The sequence below is a fragment of the Vogesella indigofera genome (assembly GCF_028548395.1).
GTDB classification, from domain to species: domain Bacteria; phylum Pseudomonadota; class Gammaproteobacteria; order Burkholderiales; family Chromobacteriaceae; genus Vogesella; species Vogesella indigofera_A.
The window spans coordinates 116248-133248 of sequence record NZ_JAQQLA010000009.1; the positions used below are offsets into that span (position 1 = coordinate 116248).

Sequence of the window (17001 nt, forward strand, 5' to 3'; positions counted from 1 at the left end):
GCTATTCATCCAATCCGTATCAGTTCCACAGCGACAGTGGGCTCATCATCCAGGCGCCGACAACCAGCACCCAAACCAGCGATACCGGGATGAAGATTTTCCAGCCCAGACGCATGATCTGGTCGTAGCGATAGCGCGGGAAGGTGGCACGGAACCACAGGAACAGGAACAGCACCAGGGAAATCTTGACCAGCAGCCAGATCACGCCGGATGCGCCCAGCGCGCCCCAGGAAGCCGGGAACGGCGACAGCCAGCCGCCCATGAACATGATGGCGGTCAGTGCCGACACCAGGATCATGTTGGCGTATTCCGCCAGGAAGAACACGGCGAAGGCCATACCCGAGTATTCCACGTGGAAACCGGCAACGATTTCCGATTCACCTTCCGCCACGTCGAACGGGGCACGGTTGGTTTCGGCAACGCCGGAAATCAGGTACACGAGGAACAGCGGGAACAGCGGCAGCCAGTTCCACGACAGTGCCGAGCCGCCACCGATACCGTGGCCCTGCTGGTTGACGATGTCGACCAGGTTCAGGCTGCCGGACACCATCAGTACGCCGACCAGCGCGAAGCCCATTGAGATCTCGTAGGACACGATCTGGGCCGAGGAACGCAGTGCGCCCAGGAAGGAGTACTTGGAGTTACCCGCCCAGCCGGCCACGATCACGCCGTACACGCCCATCGAGGTGATCGCCATGATGAACAGCAGCGATGCGTCGATATTGGCCAGCACCATGGTGTCGGTGAACGGGATTACCGCCCAGGCAGCCAGTGCCGGCATGATGGACAGCACCGGCGCCACCAGAAACAGACCCTTGCTCGACTTGGTCGGCAGGATGATCTCTTTCATCAGCAGCTTCACGCCGTCAGCCAGTGGCTGCAACAGCCCTTTCGGGCCGACACGGTTAGGGCCGATACGGATCTGCATGTAGCCGATCACCTTGCGCTCTGCCAGCGTCAGGTAGGCCACACCGATCATCAGCGGGGCAACGATGGCCAGAATCTTCAGCAGTGTCCACACTGCCAGACCGGCCTCGGTCCCCAGCAAGTTTTGCAGCAATTCCATGACTTATCCTCGCTTGATCTGAATCGGTTCGAACAGACCACCCAGTGCCTGCGTTGCCGGATGGGCAGCAGCGACACGGACCGCACCGGCGGCAACGGCAGCGTCGGCTACCAGTTGCAGGCGAACTTCGGCCTCACCCTGGCTGACGATGGCAGGCTGACCTGCTTCCAGACCCAGTTTGGCGATGTCTTGCGGATTGAGGGCAATCACGGGCGCGGCGGCCGCGGCGGTCTTCTGCAGCGAGCCGGCACGGCGGCAGATGGCATCCGTCTGGTACATCGGCACTTCACCGATACGCACCAGTGCATCGCCGGCCGCAACGTTGGCCGCAACACTGTTCAGCTGGTTGTTCAGTGCCGCGGCGATGTCGCCCTGCGCCAGCAGTTCGGCACGCACGTCTTCCGCGCTGTTGAAGTCGAAGCCGGACAGGTTGAGCATATTGCCCAGTACGCGCAGCACTTTCCAGGCCGGACGGGTCTCGCCCAGCGGACGCACCACACCGTTGAACGGCTGCAGCTTGCCTTCCATGTTGACGAAGGAGCCGGCGGTTTCGGAGAACGGCGCGATCGGCAGCAGCACGTCGGCGTAGTCCAGCAGTGCGTCACCCTTGAATGCGGTCAGCCCAATCACGGTGGCGGCCTGCTTCATCGCGGCCACGGCCTGCTGGCTGTTGTAGGCGTCGGCTTCGATCTCGCTGTTGAGCAGCACGTAAGCCTTGTGCGGTGCGGCCAGCATCTCGCTGGCGCCGAGACCGGCACTGACAGCCTTGCCCATCGGGCCACGTTGCGGATTGACACCGGCGATGTCGGCACCGACGCTGTTGGCGGCTTCGGCAGCGATACCGAAACGGGCGCCGGTCACACGGCCGATTTCCTGGGCCAGCGACAGCAGCTCGACAAATGCCGGGTGATGCTGTGCCACGTTACCCAGCACCACGGCAGCCGATTCGGCGGCGCACAGGCTGTCGGCAATGGCGCGAGCCTCGGCGCTAACGTTGGCCGCAGACAGATCCAGTGCGGTCGACGCGGACTTGATTTCCAGCGCGGCTTTCAGCACCTGTGCCAGCGCGTTAACCAGCGCCAGCGGCGACACGATCAGCTTGGCATTGATGCGGGTCAGCAGCTCGTCGTCGCTGGTATGGATCACGTTCAGTGCCATGCCCTTCTTGACAGACTGGCGCAGGCGCGATGCCAGCAATGGCTGCTCCGTACGCTGGGTGGAACCCACCATCAGCACCGACTTGGCGGCCAGCAATTCGACGATGCTGGAACCCAGCCACAGTGCGCCCTGCTGTGCCGCGGCGACACGCTTGTCGCTGCGACGCAGTGCGGCATCGATATTGTTGACGCCGAAGCTGCGCGCCAGTTTCTGCGCCAGGTACAGCTCTTCGGTGGTGCTGTGCGGGCTGGCCAGGAAGCCGATGGCATCCTTGCCGTGATCGTTGGCCACACCGTTGAGGCCCTTGACCACGTAGTCCAGTGCCGTCTGCCAGTCGGTTTCGTGCCACTTGCCGTCAAACTTGATCATCGGCTTTTGCAGGCGCTCGGCGCTGTTCAGGCCTTCGTACGAGAAGCGGTCGCGGTCGGCGATCCAGCACTCGTTGATGTCTTCGTTTTCCAGCGGCAAGACGCGCATCACCTGGTTCTGCTTGACCTGCACGATCAGGTTGCTGCCCAGACCGTCGTGCGGGCTGACCGACTTGCGGCGCGACAGCTCCCAGGCACGGGTGGCGTAGCGGAACGGCTTGGAGGTCAGTGCGCCAACCGGGCACAGGTCGATGACGTTGCCGGAGATTTCCGAATTCACGGTCTTGCCGAGGAAGGGCAGGATTTCCGAGAATTCACTGCGGTTGGCCATCCCGATTTCCTGGAAGCCACCGATCTCTTCGGTAAAGCGGACACAGCGGGTGCAATGGATGCAGCGGCTCATTTCCTCGGCGGAAACCAGCGGCCCCATGTCCTTGCCGACCACGGCGCGTTTTTCTTCCTGATAGCGGGAGGAGGAGTTGCCGTAACCCACGGCCAGATCTTGCAGCTGGCACTCACCGCCCTGATCGCAGATCGGGCAATCCAGCGGGTGGTTGATCAGCAGGAACTCCATCACCCCGGCCTGGGCCTTCTTGGCCAGTGGCGAGGCGGTATGAACTTTCATGCCGTCGGTGACCGGAGTGGCACAGGCCGGCAAAGGCTTGGGCGCCTTTTCCACTTCCACCAGGCACATGCGGCAGTTGGCCGCAATGGACAGCTTCTTGTGGTAGCAGAAGTGGGGAATATGTGTACCGGCGGTATGGGCAGCATCCATGATGGTGATGCCCTGATTGACCGTCAGTTTTTTTCCGTCGATTTCGATTTCAAGCATCGCTCAACACCATTTGTGATCCACCAAGGCCTTCTTGTGCTTAATGAGATGTTCAAACTCATTGCGGAAGTGCTTGGTGAAACTACGAACAGGGAACACGGCTGCGTCAGCCAGGGCGCAAATCGTGCGGCCCGCCATATTGTTCCCGACAGATTCCAGCAACTCCAGATCGCCGTCACGGCCTTCGCCATTGGCGATGCGATGGATTACCTTGTACAGCCAGCCGGTGCCTTCACGGCATGGCGTGCACTGACCGCAGGACTCTTCGTGATAGAAGTAGGCCAGACGCTCCAGCGCCTTGACCATGCACACGTCCTCGTTCATCACGATGACCGCGCCGGAACCCAGCATCGAACCGGCCTTGGAAATACTGTCGTAATCCATGGTCAGTTCCATCATCACCTCGCCCGGCAGCACCGGCGCGGACGAACCACCCGGAATCACCGCCTTCAGCTTCTTGCCGTCCTTCATGCCGCCGGCCATTTCCAGCAGCGTGGCGAACGGGGTGCCCAGCGGGATCTCGTAGTTGCCCGGACGGTTGACGTGACCGGAGATGGAGAACAGCTTGGTGCCGCCGTTGTTCGGCTTGCCCGCTTCCAGGAACTTCTGGCCGCCGTCACGGATGATGAACGGCACGGAGGCGAACGACTCGGTGTTATTGATAGTGGTCGGCTTGCCGTACAGGCCGAAGCTGGCCGGGAACGGCGGCTTGAAGCGCGGCTGGCCTTTCTTGCCTTCCAGCGATTCCAGCAGCGCGGTTTCTTCGCCGCAGATGTAGGCGCCGTAACCGTGGTGCGCGAACAGGTCGAAGCTGAAGTCGGTGCCGAGGATGTTCTGTCCCAGCAGACCGGCCTTGCGGGCCTCGTCCAGCGCCTCTTCGAACAGCTCGTAGGCCTCGAAGATTTCACCGTGGATGTAGTTGTAACCCGCCTTGCAACCCATCGCGTAGCCGGCAATGATCATGCCTTCGATCAGTGCGTGCGGGTTGTAGACGATGATGTCGCGATCCTTGAACGTGCCCGGTTCGCCTTCGTCGGTGTTACAGACCACGTACTTGTCACCCGGGAAGGAACGCGGCATGAAGCTCCACTTCAGGCCGGTCGGGAAACCTGCACCACCACGACCACGCAAGCCGGAGTTTTTCACTTCGGCGATCACGTCTTCCTGAGGGATCTTGTTATCCAGAATTTTCTTGAGGGCCTGATAGCCACCGCGAGCCATGTAGGACTCGAGGCGCCAGCAGTCCGGAGCGGCGGTGTCCACGCCCTCGAAAATCACGCCATTGACGAAAACTGCCATTATTCCAACTCCGCCAGTTTCTTATCGATAGCTTCGCGCGTCATGAAGCTGCACATTTTGTGGTTGTTCACCAGCAGTACCGGTGCATCACCACAGGCGCCCATGCACTCCCCTTCCAGCAGGGTGAACTTGCCGTCGGCGGTGGTTTCACCGATACCGATACCCAGCTTTTCACCGATGTAGTGCGCGGCATTGACGCCGCCTTGCAGCGCGCAAGGCAGGTTGGTGCAGACGGTCAGCTTGTATTTGCCGACCGGCTTCATGTCGTACATGTTGTAGAAGGTGGCGACTTCGTAGGCGGCAACCGGCGGAATACCCACGTAGTTGGCCACGAACTCGATCACGTCGGCATTGAGGCAGCGCTCTTCCGGCGTGTTGCCGGTTTCACGACGCTCGACCAGTGCAATGCGCAACGCACCCATGATGGCAGACCGGAACTGGTCGGCAGGATACTTGGCCAGTTCGTAGTCAATTTTTGCAAGCGATTGTGCGGATAGCATCAGCGGTCGATCTCCCCAAATACCACGTCCTGAGTACCAATGATCGCGACAACGTCGGCGATCATGTGGCCACGAGACATTTCATCCAGACTGGCCAGATGGGCATAGCCCGGCGCACGGATTTTCAGACGATAAGGTTTGTTGGCGCCATCGGATACCAGATAGATACCGAACTCGCCTTTTGGATGCTCTACAGCGGCGTAAGCTTCGCCTTCAGGCACATGCATGCCTTCGGTGAAGAGTTTGAAATGGTGGATCAGCTCCTCCATATTGCTCTTCATGTCTTCGCGGCTAGGCGGAGCAAACTTGTGGTTGTCGGTGATGACAGGGCCAGGGTTGGCTTTCAGCCACTTCACGCACTGCTGGATGATGCGGTTGGACTGACGCATTTCCTCGACACGCACCAGATAGCGGTCGTAGCAGTCGCCGGTGACGCCGACCGGAATGTCGAACTCCATGCGGTCGTACACGTCGTACGGCTGCATCTTGCGCAGGTCCCAGGCGATGCCGGAACCACGCAGCATCGGACCGGTCATGCCCAAGTTCTTGGCACGCTCCGGGTTCACCACGCCGATACCGACGGTACGCTGCTTCCAGATACGGTTATCCGTCAGCAGGGTCTCGTAGTCGTCGACACAGGCCGGGAAACGGTTGGTGAAGTCTTCGATGAAATCGAGCATCGAGCCCTTGCGGGTTTCGTTCAGGCGCGCGATTTCCTTGGCGTTGCGGATCTTGGATGCCTTGTACTGCGGCATGCTGTCCGGCAAGTCGCGATAGACACCACCCGGACGGAAGTAGGCCGCGTGCAGACGGGCACCGGAGACCGCCTCGTAGCAGTCCATCAGGTCCTCGCGCTCGCGGAACGCGTACAGGAACATGGTCATCGCGCCGATGTCGATGGAGTGCGCGCCGATCCACAACAGGTGGTTGAGGATACGGGTGATCTCGGCAAACATCACGCGGATGTACTGGGCACGCTCCGGCACGTCGATACCGGCCAGCTTTTCGATCGCCAAACAGTAGGCATGCTCGTTGCACATCATCGACACGTAGTCGAGACGGTCCATGTACGGCAGCGACTGGATGAAGGTCTTGCTTTCGGCCAGCTTCTCGGTGCCGCGGTGCAGCAGGCCGATATGCGGGTCGGCACGCTGTACCACTTCACCATCCAGCTCCAGCACCAGGCGCAACACGCCGTGCGCGGCCGGGTGCTGCGGACCGAAGTTCAGAGTGTAGTTACGGATGTCAGCCACCGTAGTTCTCCTCGCGAATGATGCGTGGCGTAATCTCACGCGGTTCGATGGTGACCGGCTGGTAGATCACGCGCTGCTGAGCTGCGTCGTAGCGCATTTCGACATGACCGGACAGCGGGAAGTCCTTGCGGAACGGATGACCGACAAAACCGTAGTCGGTAAGGATGCGACGAAGGTCCGGATGACCTTCGAAGATGATGCCGAACAGGTCGAACGCCTCGCGCTCGAACCAGTTAGCGGTGTTCCAGATTTCCACCACGCTTGGCACGACCGGGAAATCGTCATCCTCGGCAAACACGCGCACACGCAGGCGGGTGTTGTGCGTCAGGGACAGCAAATGATAAACCACCGCAAAACGCAGGCCGTCTTGTGGTTGGTCTTGGTAGGTGCTGTAGTCCATGCCACAGACGTCGATACACTGCTCGAACGCCAGCTCTGGGTGATCGCGCAATGTGGTCATTGCTTCGGTCACGTTCACGGATTTACAGACGATAGTCAGCTCACCGAGCGCAATCTTGGCCGATACAACCTTGTCGCCAAGCACACGCTCTACCGCCGACTTGAGCACTTCCATTCTGGATGCCATGGTTTAACCTCAGCGGGCGATAGTATTGGTACGCTTGATCTTGTTCTGCAGCTGGATGATGCCGTAAAGCAACGCCTCTGCAGTCGGCGGACAGCCCGGTACATAGACGTCAACCGGAACAATACGATCACAGCCGCGAACGACAGAATAAGAGTAGTGATAGTAGCCGCCGCCATTGGCACAGGAGCCCATGGAGATCACCCAGCGTGGCTCGGCCATCTGGTCGTACACCTTGCGCAGGGCCGGAGCCATCTTGTTGCACAGGGTACCGGCGACGATCATCAGGTCGGACTGGCGTGGACTGGGACGGAACACGATGCCGAAGCGGTCGAGGTCATAACGGGCAGCACCCGCATGCATCATCTCCACCGCACAGCAGGCCAGACCAAAGGTCATCGGCCACAGGGAACCAGTACGGGTCCAGTTAATGAGCTTGTCAGCCGTGGTGGTGACAAAGCCCTTTTCAAGAACGCCTTCTACTCCCATTCCAGAGCTCCCTTTTTCCACATGTAGACGAAACCGATGGTCAGCACCGTGATGAACTCAATCATGACGCCGAAGCCATACATGCCCAGTTCTTTGAGCACAACCGCCCACGGAAAGAGAAAGGCAATTTCCAGATCGAAGAGAATGAAAAGAATGGCGACCAGGTAGTACCGGACGTCAAACTTCATACGCGCATCTTCAAATGCTTCGAAGCCGCATTCGTATGGAGAAAGCTTTTCAGGATCAGGACGATTCGGGGCCAACAGCCACCCCAGAAGCAATGGACCGACGCCAACCAGCAGGCCGACGACAACGAACATCAGAATGGGAAAGTAATTTTGCAGCATTTCCCGCGCACCTCTAAAAGAAAGGAGGTCAAAGACCTCCTTGGCTCCAAGTAAAACAGGCCACCGGTTTCCCGATGGCCTGTTTTTTGAATGTGGTGCCGACAGTGAGACTCGAACTCACACAGCCTATGGCCACTACCCCCTCAAGATAGCGTGTCTACCAATTCCACCATGTCGGCACTATACAAACTCAATTTTTACTCTGGAATCACAGAACCAGAGGCCTTGCTCTTATCAGCGTCGCTCGGGAGTGGCGATGCGGACTGGCTGGACACCCCACCCATCACGCCCAATTCCGTCTTGGCCGAGGAGTGAAAGAAACCAATAACCATCAAGGACGAGAAGAATACGACTGCCGCAATCGCAGTAGCCCTACTCAAAAAATTCGCGGAACCGGTGGCACCAAACAGACTACCCGATGCACCACTACCGAAAGCAGCACCCATGTCCGCACCCTTGCCATGCTGCATCAGGACAAGGACGATGATCGCCAGCGCAGAAACCAACATGGCGACGAGTGCTAATGTATTCAGAAGTTCCATACTATACCGTTTTTTTAGCAGCCTGGCAAATTCGCCCAAAGCTCTCAACATCTAAAGATGCCCCGCCAACCAAGGCGCCACCGACACTTTGCAGCGAAAAAATCGCATCCGCATTGTCCGCCTTGACGCTGCCTCCGTAGAGGACGCGAATACTATCAGAAGCCCCATGGCATTGCAACAAAGTCGCCCGGATATATTGGTGCACGTCGTCGATCTGCTCGACGCTGGCAACCTTGCCGGTACCGATCGCCCAGACCGGCTCGTACGCTACCACATAGTCGTGGCCGGCCAGCGCGCCCAGCACCGTCAGCTGCTCGGCGATTACCGCCTTGTAGGCATCGGCTTCGCGCTCGGCCAGCGTCTCGCCCACGCAATAAACCGGGATCAGGCCGGCGGCAACGGCCGCCTGCAGCTTGCGCGCCAGCAAGGCATTGTCTTCGGCAAAGTACTGGCGGCGTTCGGAGTGGCCGATCAGCACATAGCGGCAGCCAACATCCGCCAGCATCGCGGCGCTGACTTCACCGGTGTAGGCGCCATCCTTGTCAAAGGCGCTGACATCCTGCGCCGCCAGCGCGATATTGCTGCCAGCCAGCAACGCGGCGGCCTGGCCAAGATAGGCAAACGGTGGCGTCACCGCCACTTGAGCCGCCTGCACCGCCGCATCGGCCTGCAGTGCGTCGATCAGTGCAAGGTTGGCCGCAAGCCGCCCGTTCATCTTCCAGTTGCCGATTACCAGTTTGTCCGTCATGCCGAATACCCTGAGTGCTGTTTTTAATGGGCAAATTATATCAGCGGGTACTACATTGCTGTGCATGGTCATGACTGTAATATTTCTGCAAAGAGCCTCCCTTAGGATGCGCACATCGAAACAAGTCGTGAACTCTAGGAGCAAGCATGAAACATTCTATTCGTTGGGCTACCACGCTGGTGGTTTCCGGTTTTGTTGCAAGCAATGTGTTTGCGGCCGACATCACCGGTGCTGGCGCCACCTTCCCGTACCCGCTGTACGCCAAATGGGCGGAAGCGTACAAGGCGCAGACCAACAACAACATGAACTACCAGTCGATCGGTTCGGGTGGTGGTATCAAGCAGATCCAGTCGAAGACCGTTGATTTCGGCGCCTCCGACATGCCTCTGAAGCCGGAAGAATTGAGCAAGCACGGCCTGACCCAGTTCCCGACCGTGATTGGCGGCGTGGTACCCGTCGTCAACGTTCCAGGCATCGGCGCCGGCCAGCTGAAACTGACCGGCCCGCTCTTGGCCGACATCTACCTCGGCAAGGTGGCCAACTGGAACGATGCCGCCATCGGCAAGCTGAACCCAGGCGTGAAACTGCCGGACCAGAAAATTACCGTGGTACGCCGCTCCGACGGTTCCGGCACCACCTTCATCTTCACCAACTACCTGTCCAAGGTATCGCCGGAATGGAAGTCCGCCATCGGTGAAAACACCGCGGTGAACTGGAAGACCGGTGTCGGCGGCAAGGGCAATGAAGGCGTGGCCAACTACGTGACCCGCATCAAGGGCTCCATCGGCTATGTAGAATATGCCTACGCCAAGCAGAACAAGATTGCGCACGCCCAGGTACAGAACGCCGCCGGCACTTTCGTGAATCCGGACGACAGCACCTTCAAGGCCGCGGCAGCCAACGCCGACTGGGCCAAGGCACCAGGCTTCTACCTGATCCTGACCAACCAGCCGGGCAAGGACAGCTGGCCGATCTCCGGCGCCACCTTCATCCTGATGCACAAGAAACAGGACAAGCCGGAACAGGCACAGGAAGCGCTGAAGTTCTTCGACTGGGCGTACAAGGGCGGCGACAGCATCGCCAGTCAGCTTGACTATGTGCCGATGCCTGCCAATGTGAAGACGGTAATCCGCAGCAGCTGGAAACAGATCGCCGCCACCTCCGGCGCCCCGGTCTGGAAGTAATCTGCAGTTGCAGCACTGAAGTACAAGCCGGGGAGAGACTCCTCGGCTTTTTGTCTGCCAATCAGACCAAGAGATTTTCATGGAAAAACTAAGCAACAGCGCCAACCTGAAACGTCAGATGATGCTGGATTCGCTGTTCCGCATGACCACCCGGTTTTTTGCCTTCCTGGTGCTGGCCCTGCTGGTCGGCATCCTGATCTCGCTGGTCATCGGCGCCATGCCCAGCATCCGGCACTTTGGCTGGGGCTTCCTGACCAGCACCGAATGGGATCCGGTGTCGGAAAACTTCGGCGCGGTGGTGCCGATCTTCGGCACGCTGGTGACCTCCTTTATCGCGTTGCTGATCGGGGTTCCGGTCAGCTTCGGCATTGCCATCTTCCTGACCGAAATCTGCCCGCCGCTGCTGAAGCGGCCGCTGGGCATCGCGGTGGAACTGCTGGCCGGCATCCCGTCCATCATTTACGGCATGTGGGGCCTGTTCGTGTTTGCACCGCTGTTCGGCGACCACGTGCAGCCATGGATCATGGAAAACCTCGGTGAATGGCCGCTGATCGGCTTCCTGTTCCAGGGGGCGCCGATGGGCATCGGCATCTTCACCGCCGGCCTGATCCTGGCCATCATGGTGATCCCGTTCATCGCCTCGGTGATGCGCGATGTGTTCGAAGTGGTACCGCCGATGCTGAAGGAATCCGCCTACGGTCTGGGTGGCACCACCTGGGAAGTGGTGCGCAACGTGGTCCTGCCGTACACCAAGACCGGCGTCATCGGCGGCATCATGCTGGGACTGGGGCGCGCGCTGGGCGAGACCATGGCGGTCACCTTCGTGATCGGCAACTCCACCAACCTGTCCACCAGCCTGTTCGACCCCGGCAACTCGATTGCCTCGGCACTGGCCAACGAGTTTGCCGAAGCCACCGGCGAGTTCCATATGGCCGCGCTGATCGAACTCGGCCTGATCCTGTTCTTCATCACCTTTGTCGTACTGTCCTGCTCCAAGTTGCTGCTGCTGCAACTGAAGAAGCAGGAAGGCCGTAATTCCTGAGCGGGAGCATGATGACTACCACCCTGACCGCCCGTTCGCCCAACACGGATAACACCATGTCGGCACAACCAAGCAAAAACTCACGCAACAACGCCATCTACGCCCGGCGCCGTTTCGTCAACGGCTTCAACATGACCGCCTCGCTGCTGGCGATGGGGTTCGGCCTGTTCTGGCTGGCGTGGATCCTTTACACCCTGCTCGTCAACGGCCTCGCCGGCATGAGTCTGGACGTGTTCACCAAGATTACGCCGCCGCCCGGCTCCGAAGGCGGCCTGATCAACGCCATCGCCGGCTCGCTGAAGATGACCTTCTTCGGCACCCTGCTCGGCACCCCGATCGGCATCCTCGCCGGCGTATACCTGGCGGAATTCGGCGAACGCGGCTGGCTGGCACCGGCCACCCGCTTCATCAACGACATCCTGCTGTCCGCGCCATCCATCGTCATCGGCCTGTTCATCTACGAGATGTACGTGGTGACCATGGGCCACTTCTCCGGCTGGGCCGGCGCGCTGGCGCTGTCGCTGCTGGTGATTCCGGTGGTGGTGCGCACCACCGAGAACATGCTGCGCCTGGTGCCGAACAGCCTGCGCGAAGCGGCGATCGCCCTCGGTGCACCGCAGTGGAAGGTAACTATGTACGTGACGCTGCGCTCGGCCAAGGCCGGCGTGATTACCGGCATCCTGCTGGCGGTGGCGCGCATTTCCGGCGAGACCGCGCCGCTGCTGTTCACCGCGCTGAACAACCAGTTCTGGAGCGGCATGAACCAGCCGATGGCCAACCTGCCGATCGTGATCTTCCAGTTCGCGATGAGCCCGTACGAAGACTGGCACGCACTGGCTTGGGCCGGCGCCCTGCTGATCACGCTCAGCGTACTGACCCTGAACATCGTTGCCCGCTGGCTGGGCAGTCAGAAAACCCAATCTCATTAAGGCTTGACGCACCATGACTGAACAAGCAATCAAGCTCAAGGTAAAAGACCTGAACTTTTACTACGGCAACTTCCTCGCGCTGAAGAAGGTCAACCTCGACATCCCTGCAGGCAAGGTCACCGCCTTCATCGGCCCGTCCGGCTGCGGCAAATCGACGCTGCTGCGCACCTTCAACCGCATGTTCGAGCTGTACCCCGGCATGCGCGCCGAAGGCGAGATCCTGCTCGACAACCAGAACATCCTCGCCAAGTCGGTCGACGTGAACATGCTGCGTGCCAGCGTCGGCATGGTGTTCCAGAAGCCGACACCGTTCCCGATGTCGATCTACGACAACATCACCTTCGGCGTGAAGCTGTACGAGAACCTGTCGCGCAGCGAGATGGACGATCGCGTGGAATGGGCGCTGCGCAAAGCGGCGCTGTGGAATGAAGTGAAGGACAAGCTGAAACAGTCCGGCAACTCGCTGTCCGGCGGCCAGCAACAGCGGCTGTGCATCGCGCGCGGTGTTGCCACCCGCCCGGAAGTGCTGCTGCTGGACGAGCCGACCTCGGCGCTGGACCCGATCTCCACCGCGCACATCGAAGAACTGATACACGAGCTGAAACAGGACTACACCATCGCCATCGTTACCCACAACATGCAGCAGGCGGCACGGGTCTCCGACTACACCGCCTACATGTACCTGGGTGAACTGATGGAGTTCGGTGCCACCGACGATATCTTCACCGCGCCGAAGCGCAAGGAAACCGAAGACTACATCACCGGCAAATTCGGCTGAATATTACTGTTTTATTACAGCCCTTCCAATGCCTCCAGAACGGAGGCATTTTTCTTTTCAAATCAAGCCACTAAACCCTGCCAAAATACAACACTGTCAAGCCGTAAACTCATGCCTTTGACACATTTCAAACGCACCGCAAAAAGATTGTTACAAGCTCTTGACGTGCCATCGGCCAACCCCAAGAATCCCGCCTTTCAGATAACGCCTTACACATAAATCATGCTGGAACTTCTTTCGGGACTCGACACGCTGCTCGCGATCACGCTGGTACTGTCGATCACCTTCGTGCTCGCCTTTGAATTCATCAATGGCTTTCACGACACCGCCAACGCCGTGGCGACCGTCATCTACACCCAGTCGATGAAACCGGAGACCGCCGTGCTGCTGTCCGGCTTCTTCAACTTCCTCGGCGTGTTCTTTGGCGGTCTGGCCGTGGCCTACGCCATCGTCAACCTGATTCCGACCGACCTGCTGCTGAACATCAACTCGGCGCAGGGCATGGTGATGGTGTTCGCGCTGCTGACCTCCGCCATCGTCTGGAACCTGGGTACCTGGTACTTCGGCATCCCGGCGTCCAGCTCGCACACCCTGATCGGCGCCATCCTCGGCGTCGGCATCGGCAACGCGCTGCTTACCGGCGACTCCATCGTCAATGGCATCAACTGGAGCAAGGCCATCGACGTGTTCCTGTCGCTGTTCCTGTCGCCACTGTTCGGTGCCGGCCTCGCCGGCCTGATGCTGTTCACGCTGATGAAGCTGCGTCCGCTGTCCAACATCCACAAATCGCCGTTCCAGCGCCAGCAGATCGAAGGCCGCAAGCATCCACCGTTCTGGGCGCGTTTCATGCTAATCGTATCGTCGATGGGCATGAGCTTCACCCACGGCTCCAACGATGGCCAGAAGGGTGTCGGCCTGGTGATGCTGGTGCTGATCGCGCTGGCGCCGGCCCACTTCGTGGTCAACCTCGAAGCCGAGCCGATCCAGATCGAGCACACCAAGATTGCCGCCATCCAGCTGAAAGAGCTGTACCAGCGCAACCAGGTCATCATCGATCTGAAGTACCCGGTGAAGGGCAACCACCAGTGCGAACCGTCGAAGATCGTGGAAGAAGCCGGCGCGCTGCTGAGCGCGATCGGCGACGCCAAGTCGTTCCAGACCCTGCCGGAAGCGCAGCGCTGGAACGTGCGCACCCAGCTGATCTGCCTCGCCGATGGCGCCAAGAAGATCAGCAAGGTGCCGGGCATCAACGACGTTGACCAGAAGCAGCTGAAAGGCATCCAGAAGGACCTGACCCAGACCACCGAATACGCCCCGACGTGGGTGATCGTCGCCGTGGCGCTGGCCATCGGCCTGGGCACCATGGTCGGCTGGAAGCGCGTGGTCAACACCGTGGGCGAGAAGATCGGCAAGAAGGACATGACCTACGCGCAGGGCATGGCAGCACAGACCATGTCGGCGCTGTCTATCGGTCTCGCCAGCCTGATCGGCGCGCCGGTGTCCACCACCCAGATCCTGTCCAGTGCCGTCGCCGGCACCATGGTGGTCAACCGCTCCGGCGTGCAGCTGTCCACCATCAAGACCATCCTCACCACCTGGGTACTGACCCTGCCGGTGAGCATGGGTCTGGCGATCAGCCTGTACTACGTCGGCGTGAAGCTGTTCGTGTAGGCGCGACAACGTAATAAAAAGGGCTGCCCGCTGGCAGCCCTTTTTTTTATGGCGCAAGGTTGGCCGCAAGCTGACGAGCGGCCTCAGGCCTTGAGGAAGTGCTCGCGCCCGGCCAGCCAGCGCGTCAGGTGCGCGGCGGCGTATTGCGGCCAACGTTGCAGCAGCTGCGGCGCCAATTCGCGCGCCGTCTCCAGCAGCTCGATGTCGGCCTCCAGATCGGCAAAGCGCAGCATCGGCAGACCGCTCTGGCGTGCACCGAGGAATTCGCCGGGGCCGCGGATATTCAGGTCCTGGCGCGCGATCTCGAAGCCGTCGGTGTTCTCGTAGATCACCTTCAGCCGCGCCTTGGCCAGCTCCGACAACGGCGTCTCGAACAGCAGCACGCAGCTGCTCTTGGCCGCGCCACGCCCGACGCGACCGCGCAGCTGGTGCAGCTGCGCCAGCCCCATGCGCTCGGCGTGCTCGATCACCATCAGGCTGGCATTGGGCACGTCGACGCCGACCTCGATCACCGTGGTCGCCACCAGCAGTTGCAGCTCGTTGCGGATGAAGCGGCCCATCACCTCGGCCTTTTCCGCCGCCTTCATGCGACCGTGCACCAGCCCGACGCCCCACTGCGGCAAATCCTCCACCAGCACCGCGTGGGTATCGACCGCGGTCTGCAGCTGCAGCGTTTCCGACTCCTCGATCAGCGGACACACCCAGTACACCTGGTTGCCCTCGCGGCAGGCCTTGTCGACGAAGGCCACCACCTCGTCACGGCGCGCGGCGTTGATCAGCTTGGTGACGATCGGCGTGCGCCCCGGCGGCAGTTCGTCGATCACCGACACGTCGAGGTCGGCGTAGAAGCTCATCGCCAGCGTGCGCGGGATCGGTGTCGCCGACATCATCAGCTGGTGCGGGGCAGCGCCCTTCTCCTGCAACGCCAGCCGCTGGCCGACGCCGAAGCGGTGCTGCTCGTCGACGATCACCAGTCCCAGCTTGTTGAAGGCAACGTCGTCCTGGAACAGCGCATGGGTGCCGACCGCCAGCCGCGCCGCGCCGCTGGCGATGCTGGCGGTCATCTCGCCGCGCGCCTTCTTGCGCAGGCTGCCGGACAGCCAGGCCACCTCGATGCCCAGCGGCGCCAGCCAGGCGGACAGTTTCAGATAGTGCTGCTCGGCCAGAATCTCGGTCGGCGCCATCAGCGCCACCTGAAAGCCGGCCTCGATCGCCGCCAGCGCGCTCATCGCCGCCACCACGGTCTTGCCGCTGCCCACGTCTCCCTGCAGCAGACGGTTCATCGGGTGCGGCAGCGCCAGGTCGGCGGTGATCTCGGCCAACACTTTCTGCTGCGCACCAGTCAAGGCGAATGGTAGGTTGGCCGCAAGCTGGCGGCGCAGGCTGCCGTCGCCGCTGATCACCGGCGCGGTGCCTTCGCGCCGCGCACGGTAGGCCAGTCGCATCGACAGCTGCTGCGCCAGCAGCTCGTCGAACTTCAGCCGCTGCCACGCCGGCAGGTTGCCGTCGGTCAGCTGGGTGGCGGAATACTCCGGGCCGGGGCGGTGCAGCAGCTGCACCGCATCGGCAAATGGCATCAGCCCCAGGCTGCGGCGCATCTCGTCCGGCAGCGTTTCCGGCAACGGCTGCGCCTTCAGTTCGGCGTGGATCAGGCGGCGCAGCACCGGCTGGGTCAGACCGTTGACGGTGGGATAGACCGGCGTCAGGCTGTCGGCCAGCGGATCGCCCTCGTGCACCTCGCGGATCTTGGGGTGCACCATCTCGTCGCCGAAGAAACCGCGGCGCACCTCGCCCAGCGCCCGCACGCGACGGCCCTTGGCCAGTTGCTGCTGCGTGCTGCCGTAGAAGTGGATGAAGCGCAGCACCAGCTTGCCGCTCTTGTCCTCGATCTGCACCACCAGCTGCCGCCGCGGGCGGAACTGCACCTCGCACTGCGTCACCTCGCCCTCCACCAGCACCGCCTGGCCGTACGGCGCCTGGGCAATCGGGTAGAGGTGGGTCTCGTCCTCGTAGCGCAGCGGCAGGTGCAGCACCAGGTCAAAGCGGCGGCGGATGCCGAGCTTTTCCAGTTTCTTGGCGGTGGCGGGCGCGGCCAGCGGCGGCTGGCCGGCGATATCGGCAGGAGAGTTCATGGCGGCATTGTACCCATGCAAAACGGGACAGCCCAAGCTGTCCCGTCGATTGCGCTACCTGGCGGCCGCGATGGCCGCTG

At 60.9% G+C, this 17001-nt stretch carries 16 protein-coding genes and 1 tRNA gene; 5 read left to right on the top strand and 12 right to left on the bottom strand.

Annotation, left to right across the window (positions count from 1 at the left end; genetic code table 11):
* Window positions 1–19 precede the first annotated feature (19 nt).
* The 11 genes from nuoH to tpiA form a co-directional block, all read right to left on the bottom strand.
* The gene (gene nuoH / locus PQU89_RS14150) at window positions 20–1066 is read right to left on the bottom strand and encodes an NADH-quinone oxidoreductase subunit NuoH (protein WP_272766383.1); all 1047 of its coding nucleotides are present in this window, start codon (window positions 1064–1066) and stop codon (window positions 20–22) included.
* A gap of 3 nt (window positions 1067–1069) precedes the next feature.
* The gene (nuoG, locus tag PQU89_RS14155; RefSeq protein WP_272766384.1) at window positions 1070–3424 is read right to left on the bottom strand and encodes an NADH-quinone oxidoreductase subunit NuoG; all 2355 of its coding nucleotides are present in this window, start codon (window positions 3422–3424) and stop codon (window positions 1070–1072) included.
* Window positions 3425–3427: 3 nt separating this feature from the next.
* A complete protein-coding gene (gene nuoF, locus PQU89_RS14160) occupies window positions 3428–4723 on the bottom strand; it encodes an NADH-quinone oxidoreductase subunit NuoF (RefSeq protein WP_272766385.1) in 1296 nt (431 codons plus the stop codon).
* Window positions 4723–5223 (bottom strand): NADH-quinone oxidoreductase subunit NuoE, encoded by a 501-nt coding sequence (gene nuoE, locus PQU89_RS14165; protein ID WP_272766386.1) that lies wholly within the window; start codon window positions 5221–5223, stop codon window positions 4723–4725. The genes nuoF and nuoE overlap by 1 nt, the downstream gene beginning before the upstream one ends.
* A complete protein-coding gene (locus PQU89_RS14170; protein WP_272766387.1) occupies window positions 5223–6476 on the bottom strand; it encodes an NADH-quinone oxidoreductase subunit D in 1254 nt (417 codons plus the stop codon). The genes nuoE and PQU89_RS14170 overlap by 1 nt, the downstream gene beginning before the upstream one ends.
* Window positions 6469–7062: an NADH-quinone oxidoreductase subunit C gene (locus PQU89_RS14175; protein WP_120809251.1), complete on the bottom strand. Its 594-nt coding sequence runs from the start codon at window positions 7060–7062 to the stop codon at window positions 6469–6471. Before PQU89_RS14175 ends, PQU89_RS14170 begins: the two co-directional genes overlap by 8 nt.
* A gap of 9 nt (window positions 7063–7071) precedes the next feature.
* Window positions 7072–7548, bottom strand: a complete 477-nt coding sequence (locus tag PQU89_RS14180) for a NuoB/complex I 20 kDa subunit family protein (RefSeq protein ID WP_047966924.1) — start codon at window positions 7546–7548, stop codon at window positions 7072–7074.
* Complete coding sequence (locus PQU89_RS14185; RefSeq protein WP_047966923.1) at window positions 7539–7895, bottom strand: NADH-quinone oxidoreductase subunit A; 357 nt, start codon at window positions 7893–7895, stop codon at window positions 7539–7541. The genes PQU89_RS14180 and PQU89_RS14185 overlap by 10 nt, the downstream gene beginning before the upstream one ends.
* A gap of 93 nt (window positions 7896–7988) precedes the next feature.
* A tRNA-Leu gene (locus PQU89_RS14190) sits at window positions 7989–8074 on the bottom strand.
* Window positions 8075–8092: 18 nt separating this feature from the next.
* Entirely contained in the window at window positions 8093–8437 is a 345-nt protein-coding gene (gene secG / locus PQU89_RS14195; protein ID WP_047966922.1) for a preprotein translocase subunit SecG, read from the bottom strand.
* Window position 8438: 1 nt separating this feature from the next.
* Window positions 8439–9185 carry a triose-phosphate isomerase gene (tpiA, locus tag PQU89_RS14200; protein WP_272766490.1) on the bottom strand — a complete coding sequence of 249 codons (747 nt, stop codon included), beginning with the start codon at window positions 9183–9185 and terminating at the stop codon, window positions 8439–8441.
* Window positions 9186–9331: 146 nt separating this feature from the next.
* On the opposite strand from tpiA, the gene pstS reads away from it, so the two are divergent.
* From pstS to PQU89_RS14225, 5 genes are all read left to right on the top strand, one after another.
* Entirely contained in the window at window positions 9332–10369 is a 1038-nt protein-coding gene (pstS, locus tag PQU89_RS14205; protein WP_272766388.1) for a phosphate ABC transporter substrate-binding protein PstS, read from the top strand.
* A 79-nt stretch (window positions 10370–10448) separates the two neighbouring features.
* Window positions 10449–11411 carry a phosphate ABC transporter permease subunit PstC gene (gene pstC, locus PQU89_RS14210; protein WP_047966921.1) on the top strand — a complete coding sequence of 321 codons (963 nt, stop codon included), beginning with the start codon at window positions 10449–10451 and terminating at the stop codon, window positions 11409–11411.
* Window positions 11412–11467: 56 nt separating this feature from the next.
* A complete protein-coding gene (gene pstA, locus PQU89_RS14215) occupies window positions 11468–12340 on the top strand; it encodes a phosphate ABC transporter permease PstA (RefSeq protein ID WP_272758033.1) in 873 nt (290 codons plus the stop codon).
* A gap of 13 nt (window positions 12341–12353) precedes the next feature.
* Entirely contained in the window at window positions 12354–13118 is a 765-nt protein-coding gene (gene pstB / locus PQU89_RS14220; RefSeq protein WP_047966920.1) for a phosphate ABC transporter ATP-binding protein PstB, read from the top strand.
* A gap of 222 nt (window positions 13119–13340) precedes the next feature.
* Window positions 13341–14789 carry an inorganic phosphate transporter gene (locus PQU89_RS14225; RefSeq protein ID WP_272766389.1) on the top strand — a complete coding sequence of 483 codons (1449 nt, stop codon included), beginning with the start codon at window positions 13341–13343 and terminating at the stop codon, window positions 14787–14789.
* Between the two features lie 83 nt (window positions 14790–14872).
* Here PQU89_RS14225 and recG read toward each other — a convergent pair whose 3' ends face one another.
* The gene (gene recG / locus PQU89_RS14230) at window positions 14873–16921 is read right to left on the bottom strand and encodes an ATP-dependent DNA helicase RecG (protein ID WP_272766390.1); all 2049 of its coding nucleotides are present in this window, start codon (window positions 16919–16921) and stop codon (window positions 14873–14875) included.
* Window positions 16922–17001: the final 80 nt, after the last annotated feature.

Excerpts from the sequence above, each read along its gene's own strand:
- PQU89_RS14225 (WP_272766389.1), top strand. The coding sequence starts at position 13,341 with ATGCTGGAACTTCTTTCGGGACTCGACACGCTGCTCGCGATCACGCTG.
- PQU89_RS14180 (WP_047966924.1), bottom strand. The coding sequence starts at position 7,548 with ATGGGAGTAGAAGGCGTTCTTGAAAAGGGCTTTGTCACCACCACGGCT.
- recG (WP_272766390.1), bottom strand. The coding sequence starts at position 16,921 with ATGAACTCTCCTGCCGATATCGCCGGCCAGCCGCCGCTGGCCGCGCCC.
- nuoF (WP_272766385.1), bottom strand. The coding sequence starts at position 4,723 with ATGGCAGTTTTCGTCAATGGCGTGATTTTCGAGGGCGTGGACACCGCC.
- pstB (WP_047966920.1), top strand. The coding sequence starts at position 12,354 with ATGACTGAACAAGCAATCAAGCTCAAGGTAAAAGACCTGAACTTTTAC.
- PQU89_RS14185 (WP_047966923.1), bottom strand. The coding sequence starts at position 7,895 with ATGCTGCAAAATTACTTTCCCATTCTGATGTTCGTTGTCGTCGGCCTG.
- pstA (WP_272758033.1), top strand. The coding sequence starts at position 11,468 with ATGTCGGCACAACCAAGCAAAAACTCACGCAACAACGCCATCTACGCC.
- pstS (WP_272766388.1), top strand. The coding sequence starts at position 9,332 with ATGAAACATTCTATTCGTTGGGCTACCACGCTGGTGGTTTCCGGTTTT.
- nuoH (WP_272766383.1), bottom strand. The coding sequence starts at position 1,066 with ATGGAATTGCTGCAAAACTTGCTGGGGACCGAGGCCGGTCTGGCAGTG.
- nuoG (WP_272766384.1), bottom strand. The coding sequence starts at position 3,424 with ATGCTTGAAATCGAAATCGACGGAAAAAAACTGACGGTCAATCAGGGC.
- nuoE (WP_272766386.1), bottom strand. The coding sequence starts at position 5,223 with ATGCTATCCGCACAATCGCTTGCAAAAATTGACTACGAACTGGCCAAG.
- secG (WP_047966922.1), bottom strand. The coding sequence starts at position 8,437 with ATGGAACTTCTGAATACATTAGCACTCGTCGCCATGTTGGTTTCTGCG.
- PQU89_RS14175 (WP_120809251.1), bottom strand. The coding sequence starts at position 7,062 with ATGGCATCCAGAATGGAAGTGCTCAAGTCGGCGGTAGAGCGTGTGCTT.
- pstC (WP_047966921.1), top strand. The coding sequence starts at position 10,449 with ATGGAAAAACTAAGCAACAGCGCCAACCTGAAACGTCAGATGATGCTG.
- tpiA (WP_272766490.1), bottom strand. The coding sequence starts at position 9,185 with ATGACGGACAAACTGGTAATCGGCAACTGGAAGATGAACGGGCGGCTT.